Annotated in this window: 17 protein-coding genes; 5 read left to right on the top strand and 12 right to left on the bottom strand. The window is 67.4% G+C overall.

Annotated features, from left to right (window positions below; all coding sequences use genetic code 11):
• Positions 1 to 19: 19 nt before the first annotated feature.
• Together QRO93_RS10875 and QRO93_RS10870 are read right to left on the bottom strand one after the other, a co-directional pair.
• A complete protein-coding gene (locus tag QRO93_RS10875) occupies positions 20 to 313 on the bottom strand; it encodes a hypothetical protein (protein WP_005408721.1) in 294 nt (97 codons plus the stop codon).
• Positions 314 to 382: 69 nt separating this feature from the next.
• Positions 383 to 1,327 (bottom strand): LysR substrate-binding domain-containing protein, encoded by a 945-nt coding sequence (locus tag QRO93_RS10870; protein WP_049456458.1) that lies wholly within the window; start codon positions 1,325 to 1,327, stop codon positions 383 to 385.
• Between the two features lie 115 nt (positions 1,328 to 1,442).
• Here QRO93_RS10870 and QRO93_RS10865 point away from each other — a divergent pair, with 115 nt between their 5' ends.
• Both QRO93_RS10865 and QRO93_RS10860 read left to right on the top strand, forming a co-directional pair.
• On the top strand, positions 1,443 to 2,315 hold the full coding sequence (locus QRO93_RS10865; RefSeq protein WP_180878253.1) for a DMT family transporter: 873 nt from the start codon (positions 1,443 to 1,445) through the stop codon (positions 2,313 to 2,315).
• Positions 2,316 to 2,340: 25 nt separating this feature from the next.
• Positions 2,341 to 2,655 carry a hypothetical protein gene (locus tag QRO93_RS10860; RefSeq protein WP_180878254.1) on the top strand — a complete coding sequence of 105 codons (315 nt, stop codon included), beginning with the start codon at positions 2,341 to 2,343 and terminating at the stop codon, positions 2,653 to 2,655.
• Positions 2,656 to 2,894: 239 nt separating this feature from the next.
• Here the strand turns inward: QRO93_RS10860 and QRO93_RS10855 are convergent, their stop codons facing one another.
• On the bottom strand, positions 2,895 to 3,797 hold the full coding sequence (locus QRO93_RS10855) for a peptidylprolyl isomerase (protein WP_180878255.1): 903 nt from the start codon (positions 3,795 to 3,797) through the stop codon (positions 2,895 to 2,897).
• A 136-nt stretch (positions 3,798 to 3,933) separates the two neighbouring features.
• Here QRO93_RS10855 and QRO93_RS10850 point away from each other — a divergent pair, with 136 nt between their 5' ends.
• Together QRO93_RS10850 and QRO93_RS10845 are read left to right on the top strand one after the other, a co-directional pair.
• The gene (locus QRO93_RS10850) at positions 3,934 to 4,299 is read left to right on the top strand and encodes a PadR family transcriptional regulator (protein ID WP_049458153.1); all 366 of its coding nucleotides are present in this window, start codon (positions 3,934 to 3,936) and stop codon (positions 4,297 to 4,299) included.
• Positions 4,296 to 5,285: a sensor domain-containing protein gene (locus QRO93_RS10845; RefSeq protein ID WP_164088019.1), complete on the top strand. Its 990-nt coding sequence runs from the start codon at positions 4,296 to 4,298 to the stop codon at positions 5,283 to 5,285. The genes QRO93_RS10850 and QRO93_RS10845 overlap by 4 nt, the downstream gene beginning before the upstream one ends.
• Before the next feature lie 200 nt (positions 5,286 to 5,485).
• Here the strand turns inward: QRO93_RS10845 and QRO93_RS10840 are convergent, their stop codons facing one another.
• Positions 5,486 to 6,793, bottom strand: coding sequence for a polyhydroxyalkanoate depolymerase (locus QRO93_RS10840; RefSeq protein ID WP_180878256.1), 1,308 nt, complete (start codon positions 6,791 to 6,793; stop codon positions 5,486 to 5,488).
• 93 nt (positions 6,794 to 6,886) lie between these two features.
• Complete coding sequence (locus QRO93_RS10835; protein WP_053449203.1) at positions 6,887 to 7,477, bottom strand: class I SAM-dependent methyltransferase; 591 nt, start codon at positions 7,475 to 7,477, stop codon at positions 6,887 to 6,889.
• A gap of 149 nt (positions 7,478 to 7,626) precedes the next feature.
• Between QRO93_RS10835 and QRO93_RS10830 the strand changes: the two genes are divergently transcribed.
• A complete protein-coding gene (locus tag QRO93_RS10830; protein ID WP_180878257.1) occupies positions 7,627 to 8,082 on the top strand; it encodes a CopD family protein in 456 nt (151 codons plus the stop codon).
• Positions 8,083 to 8,426: 344 nt separating this feature from the next.
• Here the strand turns inward: QRO93_RS10830 and QRO93_RS10825 are convergent, their stop codons facing one another.
• The 7 genes from QRO93_RS10825 to lpxD all read right to left on the bottom strand — a co-directional run bounded on the left by QRO93_RS10825 (position 8,427) and on the right by lpxD (position 17,583).
• A complete protein-coding gene (locus QRO93_RS10825; RefSeq protein ID WP_053449205.1) occupies positions 8,427 to 9,386 on the bottom strand; it encodes an acetyl-CoA carboxylase carboxyltransferase subunit alpha in 960 nt (319 codons plus the stop codon).
• A gap of 133 nt (positions 9,387 to 9,519) precedes the next feature.
• Positions 9,520 to 13,110, bottom strand: coding sequence for a DNA polymerase III subunit alpha (dnaE, locus tag QRO93_RS10820; protein ID WP_180878258.1), 3,591 nt, complete (start codon positions 13,108 to 13,110; stop codon positions 9,520 to 9,522).
• A gap of 269 nt (positions 13,111 to 13,379) precedes the next feature.
• The gene (locus QRO93_RS10815; protein ID WP_053449207.1) at positions 13,380 to 14,045 is read right to left on the bottom strand and encodes a ribonuclease HII; all 666 of its coding nucleotides are present in this window, start codon (positions 14,043 to 14,045) and stop codon (positions 13,380 to 13,382) included.
• Positions 14,042 to 15,244 carry a lipid-A-disaccharide synthase gene (gene lpxB, locus QRO93_RS10810; protein WP_258010846.1) on the bottom strand — a complete coding sequence of 401 codons (1,203 nt, stop codon included), beginning with the start codon at positions 15,242 to 15,244 and terminating at the stop codon, positions 14,042 to 14,044. Before lpxB ends, QRO93_RS10815 begins: the two co-directional genes overlap by 4 nt.
• A gap of 53 nt (positions 15,245 to 15,297) precedes the next feature.
• Entirely contained in the window at positions 15,298 to 16,089 is a 792-nt protein-coding gene (gene lpxA / locus QRO93_RS10805) for an acyl-ACP--UDP-N-acetylglucosamine O-acyltransferase (protein WP_053449208.1), read from the bottom strand.
• Between the two features lie 16 nt (positions 16,090 to 16,105).
• Entirely contained in the window at positions 16,106 to 16,564 is a 459-nt protein-coding gene (fabZ, locus tag QRO93_RS10800; RefSeq protein WP_008265823.1) for a 3-hydroxyacyl-ACP dehydratase FabZ, read from the bottom strand.
• A complete protein-coding gene (gene lpxD / locus QRO93_RS10795) occupies positions 16,561 to 17,583 on the bottom strand; it encodes a UDP-3-O-(3-hydroxymyristoyl)glucosamine N-acyltransferase (protein ID WP_053449209.1) in 1,023 nt (340 codons plus the stop codon). Before lpxD ends, fabZ begins: the two co-directional genes overlap by 4 nt.
• Positions 17,584 to 17,682 lie beyond the last annotated feature (99 nt).

The raw sequence follows: 17,682 nt of genomic DNA, 5'->3' as shown, positions 1-17,682 counted from the left end.
GGGCCCCCCACTGCCCGGGTCAGCCTTCGTCGGTTTCGTATTCGACGAACACGTCCAGCTCGAGTGCCAGTTCCTGCACCGCATCGCGCACCTTCTGCGCGGTGCTTTCATTGCCGACTTCCACTTCCAGTTCGTGGATGCCCGGGCCGATGTCATCGGACAGCCCGGCCGAACTCGAATCGTCGTCGTCCATGTGGGGCATCAGGTCGTCGGTTTCCTCGACGTGTTCGATGCCCTCCAGGCCGAGCAGCAGGTCGCTGATGGCGCGGGCGTCGTCTTCGGTTCCGGTGATGCGCAGTCGCAGCATGGCCATGGCATGGGTACGTTGTGGGGTTCGACAGCAGCCTAGCCAGCGCGAAGCAAAGAGCGGGTGAGGGCGCAGTCAGGCGTGCGTGGGTGGGCGTCCCAGCAGGCTGTCCGGCAAGGCGGGAATCGGCGTGCGTTCGTCCTGCGCCTGCTCCAGCAACCAGTCGATGAACAGGCGCGCGGCCTGGCTTGGCGGTTGCCCTTCCGCGTGCACCACGTGATACGCGTAGCGCGCCTTCAGCGCCGGTCCGGGCAGGCGCACCACCTCGTAGCGCTGCAGGTAGGGCTGGGCGATGTGGGTGCGCGCCAGCACCGCGCCCATGCCGTACACCGCGGCGCGCATCGCATCGGTACTGTCGGCGAAGGTATGCATCGGCGGCAGCGGCGAGGGCGGGCGCACGCCGGCATGGCGGAACCAGTCGCGCCAACCCTGCGGCGACAGATCGGTCAGCAGCGGCAGGCCGGCGATGCGTGCCGGATCGGCCAGGGATTCAACGCCGGCCAGCGCCGGTGATGCCACCGGGAACAGGTAGTCGTCCATCAGGTGCTGCGCGCGCAGGCCGGGCCACTGGCCCAGCCCATAACGGATGCCGACTTCCGGGCCGTTGTCGTCGTAGCGATCCAGCCCGCTGCCGGTATGCAGCTCGATGCGGATGTGCGGGTGGGCCTGGGTGAAGCGCGGCAGCCGGGGCAGCAGCCAGCAGTACGACAACGAGCGCAGCGTGGTGATCCGCAGCGGCACGCTGTCCGCAGCGGGATGCAGGTGGTGGGCGACGGCGGCAACATCGGTGAAGGCGGCGCTGGCGGCATCGGCCAACTGGCGACCCTCGGCGGTCAGCCGGACTCCGCGCGCATGGCGCAGGAACAGGCGCGTCTCCAGCACTTCCTCCAGGCGGCGCACATGATGGCTGACCGCGCTGGCGGTCAGGTGCAGTTCCTGCGCGGCCTGGGCGAAGTTCTGGTGGCGTGCGGCGACCGCGAACACGGCCAGCGCGGGGAGCAGGGAGGGGCGTAGCTGCATGTCGAGCCTCAAGCCAGATTTGTGGCTGGCAGCGATACTACGCGCTTGTGCGGCAAGCGTCCCGGCCCGATCCTGTATGCCTTGACGAGGATTCGATGATGGACGGAGGCAGGGTATGAATGCGGTGCCACAGGCGGCTGAGCGCGACTGGCGCACGCCGCTGGAATTGACCCTGCTGGGTGCCATCTGGGGTTGCTCGTTCCTGTTCATGCGGGTGGCGGTGCCGTCGTTCGGCCCGTTCGCCCTGGTCGAGGTGCGGCTGGTACTGGGCGCGCTGGTGCTGCTGCCGTTCCTGTGGCGTGCCCGCGCGCAGTTTCCGCCGCGGCGCTGGCTGTGGCTGGCCCCGATCGGCCTGATCAACTCGGCGCTGCCGTTCGTGCTGTTCGCTTTTGCCGCCGAACAGGCACCGGCCGCGATCGGTGCGATCTGCAATGCGATGACGGTGCTGTTCGCCGCGCTGATCGCCTTCCTGTTCTTCGGCGAGAAGATCGGCATGCGCCGTGCTGGCGCGCTGCTGGTCGGTTTTGCCGGCGTCGTGGTGCTGGCCACGGCCAAGGTGTCGGGCCTGAGCATCGGCACCGCGGTGATCGCCGGCGCTGCGGCGTCGCTGCTGTACGGGTTGGGCGTAAACCTGGTGAAGCGGCACATGACCGGCCTGCCGTCGGCGGCCGCTGCTGCGGCGACGTTGTCGTGCGCTTCGCTGTGGATGCTGCCAATGGCGGTGAGCCACTGGCCACAGGCGGCGATTCCGCTCAAGGCGTGGGGTGCGGCGATTGCCCTGGGCGTGGCCTGCACCGGCCTGGCGTTCCTGATGTTCTACCGCCTGATCGGTCGCATCGGCCCGTCGCGCGCATCGACGGTGACCTACCTGATTCCGCTGTTCGGCGCGGCGTTCGCGTGGTTGTTCCTGGGGGAGGCGGTGACGGTGCAGATGTTGATTGCCGGTGGCCTGATTCTCGGCAGCGTGGCCGTCAGCCAGAAGGGCTGAGGCGTTGGCGTTTTGCGCGTGGCACGTGCTGAAGGTGCTTCATCGTTCATGGGCGTCACTTTTCTTTTCGCGCGAAAAGAAAAGTAACCAAAAGAAACGCGCCGCCAGCCGCGAGCCGGTGCTGCGCACCGGTACCCTGCGCTCCTCGGCCCGTCGAGGGACGGCGCGGGAACTCGCTGCGCTCAGACACCCGCGCCTCTTCGCCCTCGCCGGACCTGCGGTGCTCGGCTCGCTCAAGGCGGACCCAACGTCCAAAGCGACCGCATCATTCGCCGTGCATGGTCCGGCACTGTCGCTGCTCGCACTCGCGGCTGTGGCCTTTGATCTGGGTCCGCCTTGAGCGAGCCGAGCATCGCAGGGGAATCAGGGGCGAAGAGGTGCCGATGTCTGAGCGCAGCGAGTTCGGCACCGTCCCCTGATTCACCGAGAAGCGCAGGGTACCGACGTGCGAAGCACGGCGGCTCGCGGTGTGGCGGCGCGTTTCTTTTGGTTACTTTTCTTTTCGCGCGAAAAGAAAAGTGACGCCCATGAACGATGAAGCGCCTTCAGCACGCGCCACGCGCAGAACCTGCGACGGCGTTACTTCACCGGCACCGGAATATTGCAAAGATCGATATGCCCCGCCGGGCGCTTGTAGAAATCATCCACGCGATTGCGTCGCGCCTCCACCGTTTCGGCGAAGGTCTTCGAATCGGTACGCAGCACCTGTATCGGCGTGCGCTCGGCCACCGGCACGTCACTGGCACGGCGGATCGACACGATCGGCGTACGCAGCTTCGGGTCGGTGTAGAAACCCATCGGTGCCGGTCCGCGCGGGGTCGCGCTGAGCAGCTCCATGCCCTTCAGCACGCGGCCGACCAGGGTGATGTTGCGGTCCAGCTGGCGCGGCGACTGCCCGGTCACCACGTACAGTTCGGCGCCGATGCTGCTGTCTTCCTCGTTGCTGCGGCCGGCGCCGAGCATGCCGTAGCAATGCGCCAGCCAGGCCTTGCCGGCCTGCGGATCCTGGCCGACCGGGAAGCCGTCAACGAAGCCGGTCTGCGCCGCCCAGCCATCGCGGTCCGGCAACACACTCACCTTCAGGCCGGCGCTGGCGCGTTCGAATTCGGCCGGCAGCTTGCGTGCGGCGCTGCCGAACGGCTTGGCCTTGGCCGCGTCATCGGCGTCGGCATCGCCGAACTGCACCACGAAGTTGTCCTGCGAACGGTAGATGCTGGTGCCGTCCCAGAAGTGCTCGTGGGCGAAGGTCTGGATGTTGGCGACATGGCGCGGGGCGAACTGCGGCGCCAGTTCGATGATCACCCGGCCAGCCGGCAGATCCATGTAGAGCAGGTTGGCCGGGTCCGGCGTGCGCCAGTCGCTGGCCGCCGACGCGTCGAGGATCTGCTGCGGGCTGCGGTAGGGCGTGGCCGCGCTGGCCAGGGTGGGCAGCAGGCAGGCCAGGGCGAGGGCGGTCAGGGCAAGGCGACGACGGTGCGGCATGGGAACCCCGGAACATGAACGAGGCTTCGATTCTGCGCGAGCGTCCCGGCCACGCCAACCGGCACGATGACTAACGACACATTCGCTATACCGAACTTCGCACTACTGTTGACTTCAACGTAGTGGAGGGCCGGTCATGGTCGAAGACGATGTCCACCTGAAGAAGTTCCAGAAGGAGCTGAGCGCTGGAACCGTGTCGCTGGCCCTGCTGGCGGTGCTCGCCCGGGCCGGGCAGCCGCTGTACGGCTACCTCATTGCCAAGGAGTTGGAGCGGGTGGGCGAGGGCGTGCTGAGCGGCAAGCAGAGCGCGCTGTACCCGGTGCTGCGCAACCTGGAAGGGGCCGGCCTGCTGGAAAGTCATGTCGAGCCGTCCAGCAGCGGGCCGCCGCGGCGCTACTACCGCATCAATGAACGTGGCCGCGAGGTGCTGGCGCAATGGCGCCAGGCCTGGCAGGCCACCCGCGATTCCGTCGATTCCGTGTTGGAGGGGGTACCGCAATGAACGACCCGAGCCTGGCAGGCCGTGCCCTGCCGACCACCATTCCGCAGTACCTGGCGCAGCTGCGCGCGGCGCTGGAAGGCGCTGATCCCGCCATGGTGCAGGACGCCCTGTACGACGCCGAGGAATACCTGCGTTCGGAGCTGGCGGCGCAGCCCGGCCGCAGCGAGGCCGAGGTGATCGCCGACGTCGCCGGCAGCTATGGCGCGCCGGACGAAGTGGCCGAGATCTACCGCGAGACCGAAGTGACGGTGAACCGCGCGCTGCGCACGCCGCGTGCGGATACCTCGCCGGTGCTGCGTGCGGCAGCCGAGGCCAGTGGCGTCGAGCCGGCCGCACCGCCGCCGGCGCCGGTTCAGCGCTCACTGCTGGCGCGCTTCTTCGGCGTGGTGGCGGATCCGCATACCTACGGCGCGCTGTTCTACATGCTGCTGTCGCTGGCCACCGGCATCTTCTTTTTCACCTGGGTGGTGACCGGCCTGTCGCTGTCGCTGGGCCTGCTGATCCTGATCATCGGCATTCCGCTGACCGTGCTGTTCTTCGGCTCGGTGCGCGGGCTGGCATTGCTGGAAGGGCGGCTGGTGGAAGCACTGCTGGGCGAACGCATGCCGCGCCGCCCGCGCTACACCGACCGCAGCCGCACCTGGCTGCAGCGTATCGGCGACATGTTCACCGATGGCCGCACCTGGCTGACCCTGCTGTATTTCGTGCTGATGCTGCCGCTGGGCATCATCTACTTCACCATCGCGGTGACGCTGCTGTCGTTGTCGCTGGGCATGATCTGGGCACCGGTGGCGGCGATCTTCAGCGGCGACATCCCGGGCATCTATGTCGACGGCGTGAATGTGCTGCCGATGGCGGCCTCGCCGCTGGTAGCGATCGTGGTTGCCGCCGTGGGTGCGCTGCTGCTGCTGCTGACCCTGCACCTGGCGCGCGGCATCGGCAAGCTGCACGGGTTGATCGCCAAGAACCTGCTGGTGCGGTTGTAACCGCGAATCCACGCTTTGGCGGGTGCCAACCCCGGTTGGCACGCTCCATCCGCCATCTACATACCTGGCGGGCTCGGCTTCGGTAGGTGCCAACCTTGGTTGGCACACTCCATCAGATGCCAGGGTTTACGGTAGAGCGCCAACCAAGGTTGGCATCTACCAAGTCGTACCGACCAAGGTCGGCACCCACCATGGGCGAGTTACCCCGCCTTGCGCCGCAGCGGGGTGACGTTGCTCTTCTTCTTCGTGGCCTTCGCCGCCGGTGCCTCGGCATGCGCGGCGAAGAAGTCGCGCACCTTCGGGTACACCACTTCGCGCCAGCGGCGGCCGCTGAAGATGCCGTAGTGACCGGCACCTTCGACGATGAAATGCTCGCGGCGGTCTGCACTGATGCCGGTGCACAGTGCCTGCGCCGCTTCGGTCTGGCCGAGGCCGGCGATGTCGTCCAGCTCGCCTTCGATGCTCAGCAGCGCAGTATCGCGGATGGCCGACGGATCGACCTTCTCGCCATTGACCACCCACTCGCCGCGCGGCAGCAGGAAGTCCTGGAACACTACACGGATGGTGTCCAGGTAGTACTTGGCCGGCATGTCCAGCACCGCGTTGTACTCATCGTAGAAACGACGGTGCGCGTCGGCGTCTTCCAGGTCGCCCTTGACCAGGTCGGTGTAGAAATCCCAGTGCGAGCTGAAATGGCGGCTCGGGTTCATCGACAGGAAGCCGGCATGCTGCAGGAAGCCCGGATACACGCGGCGGCCGGCGCCGGGGTAGCTGGGCGGCACGGTGTGGATGACGTTGTTCTCGAACCACGGCAGCGGGTTCTGCGTGGCCAGGTTGTTCACTGCAGTCGGGCTGCAGCGCGCATCGATCGGGCCGCCCATCATCACCAGCGTGCGCGGCGTCGGTTCGCCACGGCTGGCCATCAACGAAACCGCGGCCAGCACCGGCACGGTCGGCTGGCACACGCTCACTACATGCAGGCGCTCAACGCCAAGGTGGCGGATGAATTCCTGGATGTAGGCGATGTAGTCGTCCAGGCCGAACTCGCCTTCGCTGGACGGCACCATGCGCGCATCCACCCAGTCGGTGACGTACACGCGGTGGTCGCGCAGCAGGGTGCGCACGGTATCGCGCAGCAGCGTGGCGTGGTGGCCGGACAGCGGCGCGACCACCAGCACGAACGGCTGGTTGAGCATGGTGTGCAGCTGGTCGGCTTCATTGCTGTGGCGCTTGAAGCGCAGCAGCTTGCAGAACGGCTTGCTCACTTCCTCGTGCACCACGATCGGCACGCGCTCGCCATCGACGTCGATTTCGTTGATGCCCCACTCGGGCTTCTCGTAATCCTTGCCGATGCGATGGAACAACTCGTTGACCGCGGCCAGGCGATCGGCACCCGGCATCTGCGACCACCAGTGGCCCGGGTTGGCGAAGAACTTGGCGTTGGCCTGGGCCTGGTGCACCCAGGGGGCGAGCAGGTTGCGGGTCAGTTCGTGCAGTTGATAGAGCATGACGACCGAATATGTATGGTCATATGTTGCCGCGCAGCATATCCCATCCGGGTGTCCCGCAGGTTAAGTTGGCTGAAAATAATGAATCCGGATTCACATCCGTTCCAGCGCGGCCGCATCGCCTGCCAGTGCGGGGCCGAGCCAGCAGTGCGACCCGACCGGCTGCAGGCCGTGCCGGGCCATCGCGCGGCGGTACCAGCGTGCCGGGCGGGCCTGGAAACCGTCGTGGTCGCCCTCAAATGCGTCCTCGGCGGCGAAGGTCTCCAGGAAGGCCACGCCGCCGGTCAGCTCGGCCACGCCGGCCAGGCCGGCACGCAGCTCGCGGTCGGGCACGTAGTGCATCACGTCCGAGCAGACCAGCAGGTCGACCGGGGCACAGGGCCGCAGCCAGGCGAAATCGCCGAAGCTGGCCAGGTGCAGGTTGCGGGTCCTGCCGTAGCGGCGCACAGCGTACTCGCTGCTGTCGAAGCCGAGGTATTCGACCTTCGGACGCAGCTTCAGCAGCGGCGCACGCCAGGCGCCTTCGCCGCAGCCGATATCCAGCACGCTGCGGATCGGTCGCTCCAGGTAGTACTCGGCACTGGCCACGGCCAACGCGACCTTGCGCGCCAGGCGGGCGCTACCGCCGATGTCGGCGCGGCGGTACCAGCGCTGGAAGTAGGCGGCGTCGTAGGTCTTGTCCATGGGGCGGTGCATGATCGGGGAAAACGGCGCCTATCGTACGGTGTTGCGGCGCGCCATGCGTCGATGTGTCGCGGCGTGCGGGCCTGCAGCGGCTTCGCCACGGCATGCGAGAATGACCGCCCATCTACGCCAGCCGCCGGAGCAAGCGCATGCAGAGCTACTACTGGGTGAAGACCTTCCACATCGTGTTCGTGGTGGCGTGGATGGCGACGGTGTTCTACCTGCCGCGCATCCTGGTCAACCTGGCCGAGACCGCAGGCCAGCCGGCGGTGACCGAGCGCCTGCAGCTGATGGGCCTGCGCCTGTACCGCTTCGGCCATTCGATGTTCGGTCTGGCCTTCCTGCTGGGCCTGGTGCTGTGGCTGGGCTACAAGGTCATCCCGGATTTCCCGACCATGGTGGCGCCGGGCGGCGCCGGCTGGCTGCATGCCAAGCTGGGGCTGGTCGTGGTGCTGCTGGCGTATTTCATCTGGATCGGGCGCCTGCTGAAGGGCGTGGGCAAGGGCCGGGCGCTGCCGTCGTCGCGCGCGCTGCGCTGGATCAACGAGATTCCGCTGCTGGCGTTCATTCCGATCGTGTGGCTGGTGCTGGCCAAGCCGTTCTGAGATCCCGCGTGCTCGAACATGTCACTTTCTTGCTCGTGCAAGAAAGTAACCAAAGAACACGCCGCCGAACGCGAGCCGGTGCTGCGCACCGGTTCCCTGCGCTTCTCGGTGAATCAGGGGACGGCGCCGAAAGCCAGCCGACTAACAGTCGGCTCTACAAGAAGCAGTGGCGCCTCTTCGCCCCTGATTCCCCTGCGATGCTCGGCTCACTCATGGCGGACCCGAACGTCAACGGCCGCAGCTGCACCCAGTAGATTCACGCCATGCTTAGGTGCTGTGCGAGGTACAGACAAAAAAAAGCCGGGCATCTGCCCGGCTCTTTTTTATCCGACGTCAGGTAGCGATCACGCGGCCTCGTACGTGCCGTAGCTGCGCAGGCGGGTGTAGCGCTGTTCCAGCAGTTGTTCGGTGGGCAGCTTTTCCAGCGCGTCCAGTTCGTTCAGCAGCACGGCCTTCAGGCGCTTGGCCATCTGCATCGGGTTGCGGTGGGCGCCACCGGTCGGCTCGCGCACGACCTTGTCGACCAGGCCCAGGCTCTTCAGGCGCGGGGCGGTCAGGCCCAGCTGCTCGGCCGCGTCCTTGGCCTTGCCGGCGTCCTTCCACAGGATCGAGGCGCAGCCTTCCGGGGTGATGGTCGAGTACACCGAGTACTCCAGCATCACGGTGCGGTCGCCCACGCCCAGCGCCAGCGCACCGCCGGAGCCGCCTTCACCGATCACGGTGCAGATGATCGGCACCTTCAGTTCAGCCATCTCGATCAGGTTGCGTGCGATCGCTTCGGACTGGCCGCGCGATTCGGCGTCGATGCCCGGCCAGGCGCCGGCGGTGTCGATCAGGGTCAGCACCGGCAGGCCGAAGCGTTCGGCCATCTTCATCAGGCGCAGCGCCTTGCGGTAACCCTCCGGCTTGGGCATGCCGAAGTTGCGCTTGATCTTTTCCTTGGTGTCACGGCCCTTCTGGTGGCCGATCACCATCACTGCGCGGCCGTTGATGCGGGCCAGGCCGCCCATGATGGCCTTGTCGTCGGCGAAGGCGCGGTCACCCGCCAGTTCCTGGAACTCATCGCAGATGATGCGGATGTAGTCGGCGGTATACGGGCGCGACGGGTGGCGGGCCAGCTGCAGCACCTGCCACGAGGTCAGGTTGCGGAAGATCTGCGCGGTGCGCATGCGCAGCTTGTCCTGCAGCGCGTGCACTTCGGCCTCGACATTGACCGCCGGCCCGGCACTGGCGTTGCGCAGCTCCTGGATCTTGGCTTCCAGGTCGGCGATGGGTTGCTCGAAGTCGAGGTAGTTCGGATTCATCGGAAGCCGTCGTGTAAAGAAGAGGGGAATTCTAGCCGAATGCGTGCAAACCGCCCGTACGCCCTCGTCTGGAAGGCGACGGTAGCGCAGCCGGGCAGGGGGCGCCAGTCAGCCCGGGGCCCGGGCCACAGCCTCAGCTGGCCCACGGCGGGCTGTAGCGCACCTTCAGCGTGCGCACGGCCGGATCGGCGCGCAGCGCCTCCATCAGCTTGGAGTCGATGCGCACCGCGCTCTGCCCGGAGACATCAAGCATGCCGGCCACGCCGCCCTGCGGGCCCTTCAGCAGCAGGTCCAGGCGCAGCGGGGTGCGCCCCGGGCGATGGCGATCGAGCAGGGCATCGATGCGTTCCCAGACCGGGCGCTGCTGGCGCAGGTCCAGGCGCAGCGACAGCCGCGTGGCGTAGTTGGCGCAGACTTCGTCGAAATCCCAGACCTGGCGGATGCGCAGCGCGAAGCCGCCGTTGAACTCGTCCTCGCGCAGGCCGCCCTTGACCACCAGGATGCGGTCCTTGGTCATCAGGTGGCCGAACTCGGCCATCGCGTCGGAGAACGCGCTGCACTCGACGCGGCCGCGACCGTCCTCGAGCTGGATGAAGATCTGGCTTTCGCCCTTGCGGCGCACGCCGACCACCTGGCCGGCCAGCACCGTCTGCACTTCCGGGCGCCAGCGCTTCTCGCCACCGCCGCCACCGCCGCTGTTGGCGCTCCAGATCTTCTCCACCGAACCCAGGTCGTTGCCGACCAGGTCACGCACATCGTCGCGCCACGGATCAAACGGGTGGCCGCTGAGGTAGAAGCCCAGCGTGTCGCGCTCGCCGTTCAGGCGCTGCAGCAACGGCCATTCATCGGCCTGGGGCAGGTCCAGCTGGATCGTGGTTGCACTCGGGTCGGGGCCGCCAAACAGCGAGTTCTGGCCAGACGCGCGCTCGCGTGCCATCTGGTCGGTGGCCTTGATCACCTCCGGCAGCTGCAGCATCAGCGAGGCGCGGTTGTGGCCGAGCTCGTCCAGCGCGCCGCAGTTGATCATCGCTTCCAGCGTGCGCCGGTTGAGCTTGGCCGAGCCGACACGGGTGCAGAAGTCGAGCAGGTCCTTGTACTGGCCGCCCTTCAGGCGTTCGTCGACCACGGCTTCGCAGGCACCCTGGCCAACGCCCTTGATCGCGCCCAGGCCGTACTGGATGGTGTCCGGCGTCACCGCTTCGAACATGAAGGCCGACTGGTTCACCTTCGGCGGCAGCACGGTCAGGCCGAGGTTGCGCACCTCGTCGAGGAAGCCCACCACCTTGTCGGTGTTGTCCAGGTCCGAGGACAGCGTGGCCGCCATGAACTCGGCCGGGTAATGGCGCTTCAGCCATGCGGTCTGGTAGCTGACCAGCGCGTAGGCGGCGGCGTGCGACTTGTTGAAACCGTAGCCGGCGAACTTCTCCATCAGGTCGAAGATCGCATCGGCCTTGGCCTCGTCCACGCCGTCCTTGGCCGCGCCTTCGCGGAAGATCTCGCGGTGCTTGGCCATTTCCGCCGGCACCTTCTTGCCCATCGCGCGGCGCAGCAGGTCGGCGCCGCCCAGCGAGTAGCCGCCGACGATCTGCGCCATCTGCATCACCTGCTCCTGGTACACCATGATGCCGTAGGTGTCCTTCAGGATCGCTTCGGTACGCGGATCGGGATAGATGATTTCTTCCTGGCCGTGCTTACGCGCGTTGAAGGAAGGAATCAGGTCCATCGGGCCGGGGCGGTACAGCGACACCAGCGCAATCAGGTCTTCGAAACGGTCGGGGCGCGCGTCCTTCAGCAGGCGGCGCATGCCCGAGGATTCGAACTGGAACACCGCGCCGGTATTGCCGTTGGCGAAGATGTCCTTGTAGGTGGGCGTGTCGTCCAGCGGGATCGCGGCGATGTCCACCGGCGGGATGCCGGCGCGCTCATGGCGCTTGTTGATCGCCTTCACCGCCCAGTCGATGATGGTCAGCGTGCGCAGGCCGAGGAAGTCGAACTTCACCAGGCCCACTTCTTCCACGTCGTTCTTGTCGAACTGGGTGACCGGGTTCTTGCCGAGCCCGTTCTCGTCATGTTCGGCGTACAGCGGGCAGAACTCGCTCAGCGGCTCCGGCCCGATCACCACGCCACCGGCGTGCTTGCCGGCGTTGCGGGTCAGGTCTTCCAGCTGCAGCGCCAGGTCGATCAGGTCGCGGACATCGTCCTCGGTCTCGTAGCGCTGGATCAGTTCGGCCGAGGCCATTTCCGAGCTGGGGCCTTCCTTGCCCTTGCCCAGCGCATCCTTCAGGTGGATGCCGAGGATGTTCGGAATCAGCTTGGAAACGCCGTCGACCAGGCCGTACGGGAAGCCGAGCACGCGGCCGGAGTCGCGCACCACCGCCTTGGCGGCCATGGTGCCGTAGGTGATGATCTGGCTGACGCGCTCGCGCCCGTACTTGCGTGCGACGTAGTCGATCACCTCGTCGCGGCGATCCATGCAGAAGTCGATGTCGAAGTCGGGCATCGACACGCGTTCCGGGTTCAGGAAGCGCTCGAACAGCAGGTTGTACGGCAGCGGGTCCAGGTCGGTGATCTTCAGCGCCCACGCCACCAGCGAACCGGCACCCGAACCACGGCCGGGGCCGATCGGAATGCCCTGGTTCTTGCCCCACTGGATGAAGTCGGCCACGATCAGGAAGTAGCCCGGGAAGCCCATCTTGATGATGGTGTTGAGTTCGAACTCCAGGCGCTCGAAGTACTCCTCGCGGGTCTTGCCCGGCGCCAGCGGATTCTTCTCCAGGCGCTCTTCCAGGCCATCGCGCGACATCTTCTGGATCCAGGTGTCCAGGGTCTCGTCGTCCGGCACCGGGTAGTTGGGCAGGAAGTAGGTGCCCAGCCGCATCTCGATGTTGCAGCGCTCGGCCAGCGCCAGCGTGTTGTCGATCGCATCGGGGATGTCGGCGAACAGCGCACACATCTCCTCGGCCGACTTCAGGTACTGCTGGTCGCTGTACTCGCGCGGGCGCTTGGGGTCGTCCAGCACGCGGCCGGTGGAAATGCACACGCGTGCTTCGTGCGCGCTGAAATCCGAGGGCGACAGGAAGCGCACATCGTTGCTGGCCACCACCGGCAGGCCGCGCTGGCCGGCGGCCATCAGCGCGAACTGGTTGAAGGTTTCCTCGCCTTCGCGGCCGGTACGGGTCAGTTCCAGGTGCAGGCCATCGCCGAACACGCGCTGCCAGTCGGCCAGCTGCTGTTCGGCCAGCTCATGCTTGCCGTCCAGCGCCAGCCGCCCGGCCAGGCTCTGCCGCCCGGCCAGCGCGAACAGGTTGGCGTTGCCGGCCTTCAGCCAGTCCGGGTGCACGGCCACGCCGCCTTCCGGGCGATGACCTTCCATCCAGGCGCGGGTCAGCAGCCGCGACAGGCTCAGGTAGCCCTCGCGGTCGCGGCACAGCAGGGTCATCCGCCACGGGTCCTGGCCTTCCTCGGCGATCAGCACGTCGGCGCCGGCGATCGGCTTGATGCCCACGCCTTCAGCGGCCTTGTAGAACTTGACCAGGGCGAACAGGTTGTTGAGGTCGGTCACGGCCAGCGCGGGCAGCCCGAGCTCGACCGAGCGTGACAGCAGATTGGCCTGCTTGGCTTTCTTCGGGTCCGCCTGGTCCGGCTTGGCCGGCACACGGATGGTCGAGTCCGCCAGCGAGAACTCGGTGTGGACGTGGAGATGTACGAAGCGGGAGTTGGACATGCCGGACCAGGTTGGAGCGCGCGGGCCCCGGGTGCCGACGGGGAAATCGTCGCCGGGGTCGGGAAGCGCTGGAGTGCCCGGTCAGGGTAGCGAGGGCAGGGGGTGCCGACAAGCTCTTGACGGCACGCGATATCGCATTCGCGCTATCGCTTCGCAGGGTCCGCAGGCGAACCGTGGGCCCGGTCCCACCATGCTTCCCGACCCCCCGCGCCGTGGGCGCGTCCCCATGACCCGGGGGGACTATTCCCCAGCGGGATTGCAGCAGCCGTTCAGGTGGTCGCGAGGGTGGCCGCCCCTTGCGGCGCTTCCAGGCATTCGCGCACCGGGGCGAAGCTCCGGCGGTGTTCCACGCAGGGGCCGTGTTCACGCAGGGCGGCCAGGTGGGCCGGGGTGCCATAGCCCTTGTGCTGCTCGAAGCCGTACTGCGGGTGACGAGCGTGCACGTCCTGCATGTAGCGATCGCGCGAGACCTTGGCCAGGATCGACGCGGCCATGATTGCGCGGTCGATGCCATCGCCGCCGACCAGGGCCTGCGCAGGCAGCACCAGCCCCTTCGGAACCACGTTGCCATCGATGCGGGCGAAGCCGGCCACATGGGCCACGGCGGCGACCACCTCGCGCATGCCCTGCAGGGTGGCCTGGTAGATGTTCAGGCGGTCGATGGTGTCCACGTCGACCAGCACCACATGCCAGGCCAGGGCCCGTTCGATGATGCGGTCATGCAGCTGCTCGCGGCGCGCGGCGGCGAGCTGCTTGGAATCATCCAGGCCGTTGATGCGTGGCCTTGCCGGGTCGAACACCACCGCGGCAACGGCCACCGGCCCGGCCAGCGGGCCGCGCCCGGCCTCGTCGACGCCTGCGATCAGGCGCTCCGGCTCGACCACGGTGCCATCGAACAAGGCCAGGCTCGCCGCCGCGGCGTGGCGCCGGCTCATGCCTTGGCCTGGTCGCGCATCAGCAGTTCGCCGACCGCATCGGCGGCACGTGCCGAGGCGTTGCGGCGCAGGCGTTCATGCAGGCGGGCATAGGTGCCCTGCAGGTCGGCCGCGCGCTGCGGATGGTCGAACCACTGCTGGATGGCCGCCGCCAGCTTGTCCGGCGTGCAGTCGTGCTGCATCAGTTCCGGGGCCAGATCCTGGCCGGCCAGGATGTTGGGCAGCGCGAAACGGTCGACCTTGATCAGGCCCAGCGCCTTGACCAGGCGGTAGGTCAGCTCGTTGACGCGGTAGCCGACCACCATCGGGCGCTTGACCAGCATCGCTTCCAGCGTGGCGGTGCCCGAGGCCAGCACGACGACGTCGGCGGCGATCATCGCGTTGCGCGCCTGCCCGTCGAGTACATGCGAATAGGCCACCGGCAGCGCCGAGCGCGAGAGCTGTTCTTCGATCAGCTGCCTGCACGCCGGATTGGCGGCAGGCACCACCACATGCAGGCCGGGGATGCGTTCGGAGACCTGCCAGGCGGCTTCGAAGAACGGTTCGCCCAGGCGCGAGATCTCACCCAGGCGGCTGCCCGGCAGCACCGCCAGCACCTTGGCCGAGGTCGGCAGGCCAAGCGCGGCGCGTGCCTCCTCGCGGTTGCCCTGCAGCGGAATGTCGTCGGCCATCGGATGGCCGACAAAACGCGCATCGATGCCGTGCCTGGCGTAGATCGGTGGTTCCATCGGGAACAGGCACAGCACCAGGTCGGCGCTGTTGCCGATCTTTTCGGCGCGCTTCTCGCGCCAGGCCCAGACCGAGGGGCTGACGTAGTGCACGGTGCGCACGCCACGCTGCTTGAGCCAGCGCTCGATGCCAAGGTTGAAGTCGGGGGCGTCGATGCCGATGAACACATCCGGCTGCCATTCCAGTGCACGCTGCCGGAACGCCGTGCGCAGCTTCAGCAGTCGTGGCAGGTGGCGCAGTACTTCGGTCAGCCCCATCACCGCCAGTTCGCTGGCGTCATGCCAGGTCTGGCAGCCAGCGCTGCGCATCGCATCGCCGCCGATGCCGGCGAATTCGGCGTTCGGGAACCGCGCTTTCAGTTCACGCACCAGCCCCGCACCCAGCAGATCGCCGGACGCTTCACCGGCCACCAGTGCGATCCGCAACGGGCGCTCGCTGAGCACCCGCTGCGCAGGGACGCTGCCGGCCATCGAGGCCAGCGGAATCACAGCGGCGCCGGCCGGCGCCTGGCCGGTCGTGCTGCTCATCGCAGCAAGGGCCTCTCGGCGTGCTCGATGAAGTCCAGCATCGCCTTCACGTCATCGCTGGCACGCGCCTGTTCGGTCAGCTGCACCTTGGCCTCGGCCAGCGGCAGGCCTGCCACGTACAGGGTGCGGTAGGCACGCTTGATGGCCGAGATGCGCTCGGCATCGAAACCGCGGCGCTTCAGGCCCTCGCTGTTGATGCCGCGCGGGCGGCCCAGCGAATCGGTGCCGACCATGGTGAACGGCGGAACGTCGCCATTGGTCAGCGCGCCCATGCCGAGGAAGGCGTGCGCGCCGATGCGGCAGAACTGGTGGGCACCGGCGAAGCCGCTGATGATCACGTAATCCCCCACGATGACGTGGCCGGCCAGGGTGGTGTTGTTGGAAAACACGCAGAAGTTGCCGACATGGCAGTCGTGCGCCACGTGCGTGTAGGCCAGCATCCAGTTGTCATCGCCGATGGTGGTGATGCCGCCGCCGCCGCCGGTGCCGCGGTTGACGGTGACGAATTCGCGGAACACGTTGCGGTCGCCGATCACCAACTCGCTGCGCTCACCGGCGAACTTCTTGTCCTGCGGCTCGCCACCGATCGCCGCGTGGCCGATGAAGCGGTTATCGCGGCCGATCCGGGTCGGGCCATGGATGCTGCAATGGGGGCCGACCACCGTGCCGGCGCCGATTTCCACATCGGCACCGATCAGGCTGAAGGCGCCCACCTGCACATCGTCGGCCAGGCGTGCGGCCGGGTCGATGACGGCGGTCGGGTGGATCCGGGGTGCGTTGTCAGTCATTCCTGCCTCCAGTGGATCAGCCCTTGGCGCCGGCGCACATGACTTCGGCCGAGGCAACGACTTCGCCGTTGACCTTGGCTTCGCCGTAGTACCAGCCCATGTTGCGGATCAGGCGCTTCATCTGCACATCCAGCATCAGCACGTCGCCGGGGACGACCTGCTTGTTGAAGCGGGCGTTTTCCACCTTGACCATGTAGAAGAGCTTGGACTGCGAGTCACGGCCGAGCGTGAGCTGGGTCATCACGCCACCGGCCTGGGCCAGCGCTTCGATGATCAGCACGCCGGGCATGATCGGGCGGCCCGGGAAGTGGCCCTGGAAGAAGGGCTCGTTGATGCTCACGTTCTTCTGCGCCAGGATGCGCTTGGCCTCGATGTCGAGCTCAAGCACCCGGTCGACCAGCAGGAACGGGTAACGGTGCGGGAGCAGTTCCTGGATCTGGCAGACGTCGATAGGAAGCTGCAGCGTGTCGTTCATTCTTTCTCCTTGCCAGCGGCCAGGACGCGGCGAGCCAATGCGTCCAGCTGCTTGAAGCGCGCGGCGTTCTTGCGCCACGTGCGGTTATCGGTCAACGGGGTGCCGGACGAGTACTCGCCCGGCTCATGGATGGAGTTGCGGACCACCGATTTGCCGGTGATCACGACCTTGTCGCAGATCTCCAGGTGGCCAACCACGCCGACGTGGCCGCCAAGCAGGCAGTAACGGCCGATCTTGGCGCTGCCGGCGATGCCGGTGCAGCCGGCGATGGCCGAGTGCGCGCCGATCTGAACGTTGTGCGCGATCTGCACCAGGTTGTCCAGGCGCACGTCGTCGTCCAGCACGGTGTCTTCCAGCGCACCGCGGTCGACGCAGGTATTGGCGCCGATCTCGCAATCGTCGCCGATGCGCACGCCGCCCAGCTGCGGCACCTTGATCCACTTGCCGGCGTCCATTGCCAGGCCGAAGCCATCGGCGCCGAGCACGGCGCCAGGATGCACGCGCACGCGCTTGCCGAGCCTGACCCGGGTGACGAGGGTGACCCGCGCGATCAGCTCGCAGCCGCTGTCGAGGCTGCAGTCTTCGCCGATCACGCTGCCGGTGCCGATGATGCAGTTCTCGCCGACCACGCTGCGCGCGCCGATGGAGACGAACGGGCCGATATGGGCGCTGGCTGCAACCTGGGCGGTGGGGTCGATGACTGCGCTGGGGTGGATGCCTGGCGGCCGTGTCGGCGCGATGTCGAACAGCGCGGCGATCTTGGCGAAGGCCGTGTACGGGTCCTTGGCCACCAGCGCGGCGCCCGGGGCGGCCTCGGCGTCGTCGGCACGCAGCACCACCAGCGAGGCCTGGCTGTCGGCCAGCTGGGCGCGGTAGCGCGGATTGGAGAGGAACGTCAGCTGGCCAGGACCGGCATGGGCGAGGGTGGCCACGCCATGGATGGCGGTGGCGGGGTCGCCATGGACCTGCAGGCCGAACTGCTCGGCGAGTTGCTGGGCGGTGTAGGTGGGAGTATTCACGGCGGGAGTTTAACGTGTGACGCCATTGCGGTCATGCGGGGGGCGAGGGCTTGGCGCCTGCCTGGTACGAGCGGGAGGCGGGGGGGGGGGGGGGGGGGG

The organism is Stenotrophomonas maltophilia group sp. Smal17 (genome assembly GCF_030237045.1).
In the GTDB taxonomy this organism is placed as follows: Bacteria; Pseudomonadota; Gammaproteobacteria; order Xanthomonadales; family Xanthomonadaceae; genus Stenotrophomonas; species Stenotrophomonas forensis.
The sequence above is the reverse complement of the archived record's forward strand: the minus strand, read 5'-3'. Positions and strand labels throughout refer to the sequence as shown.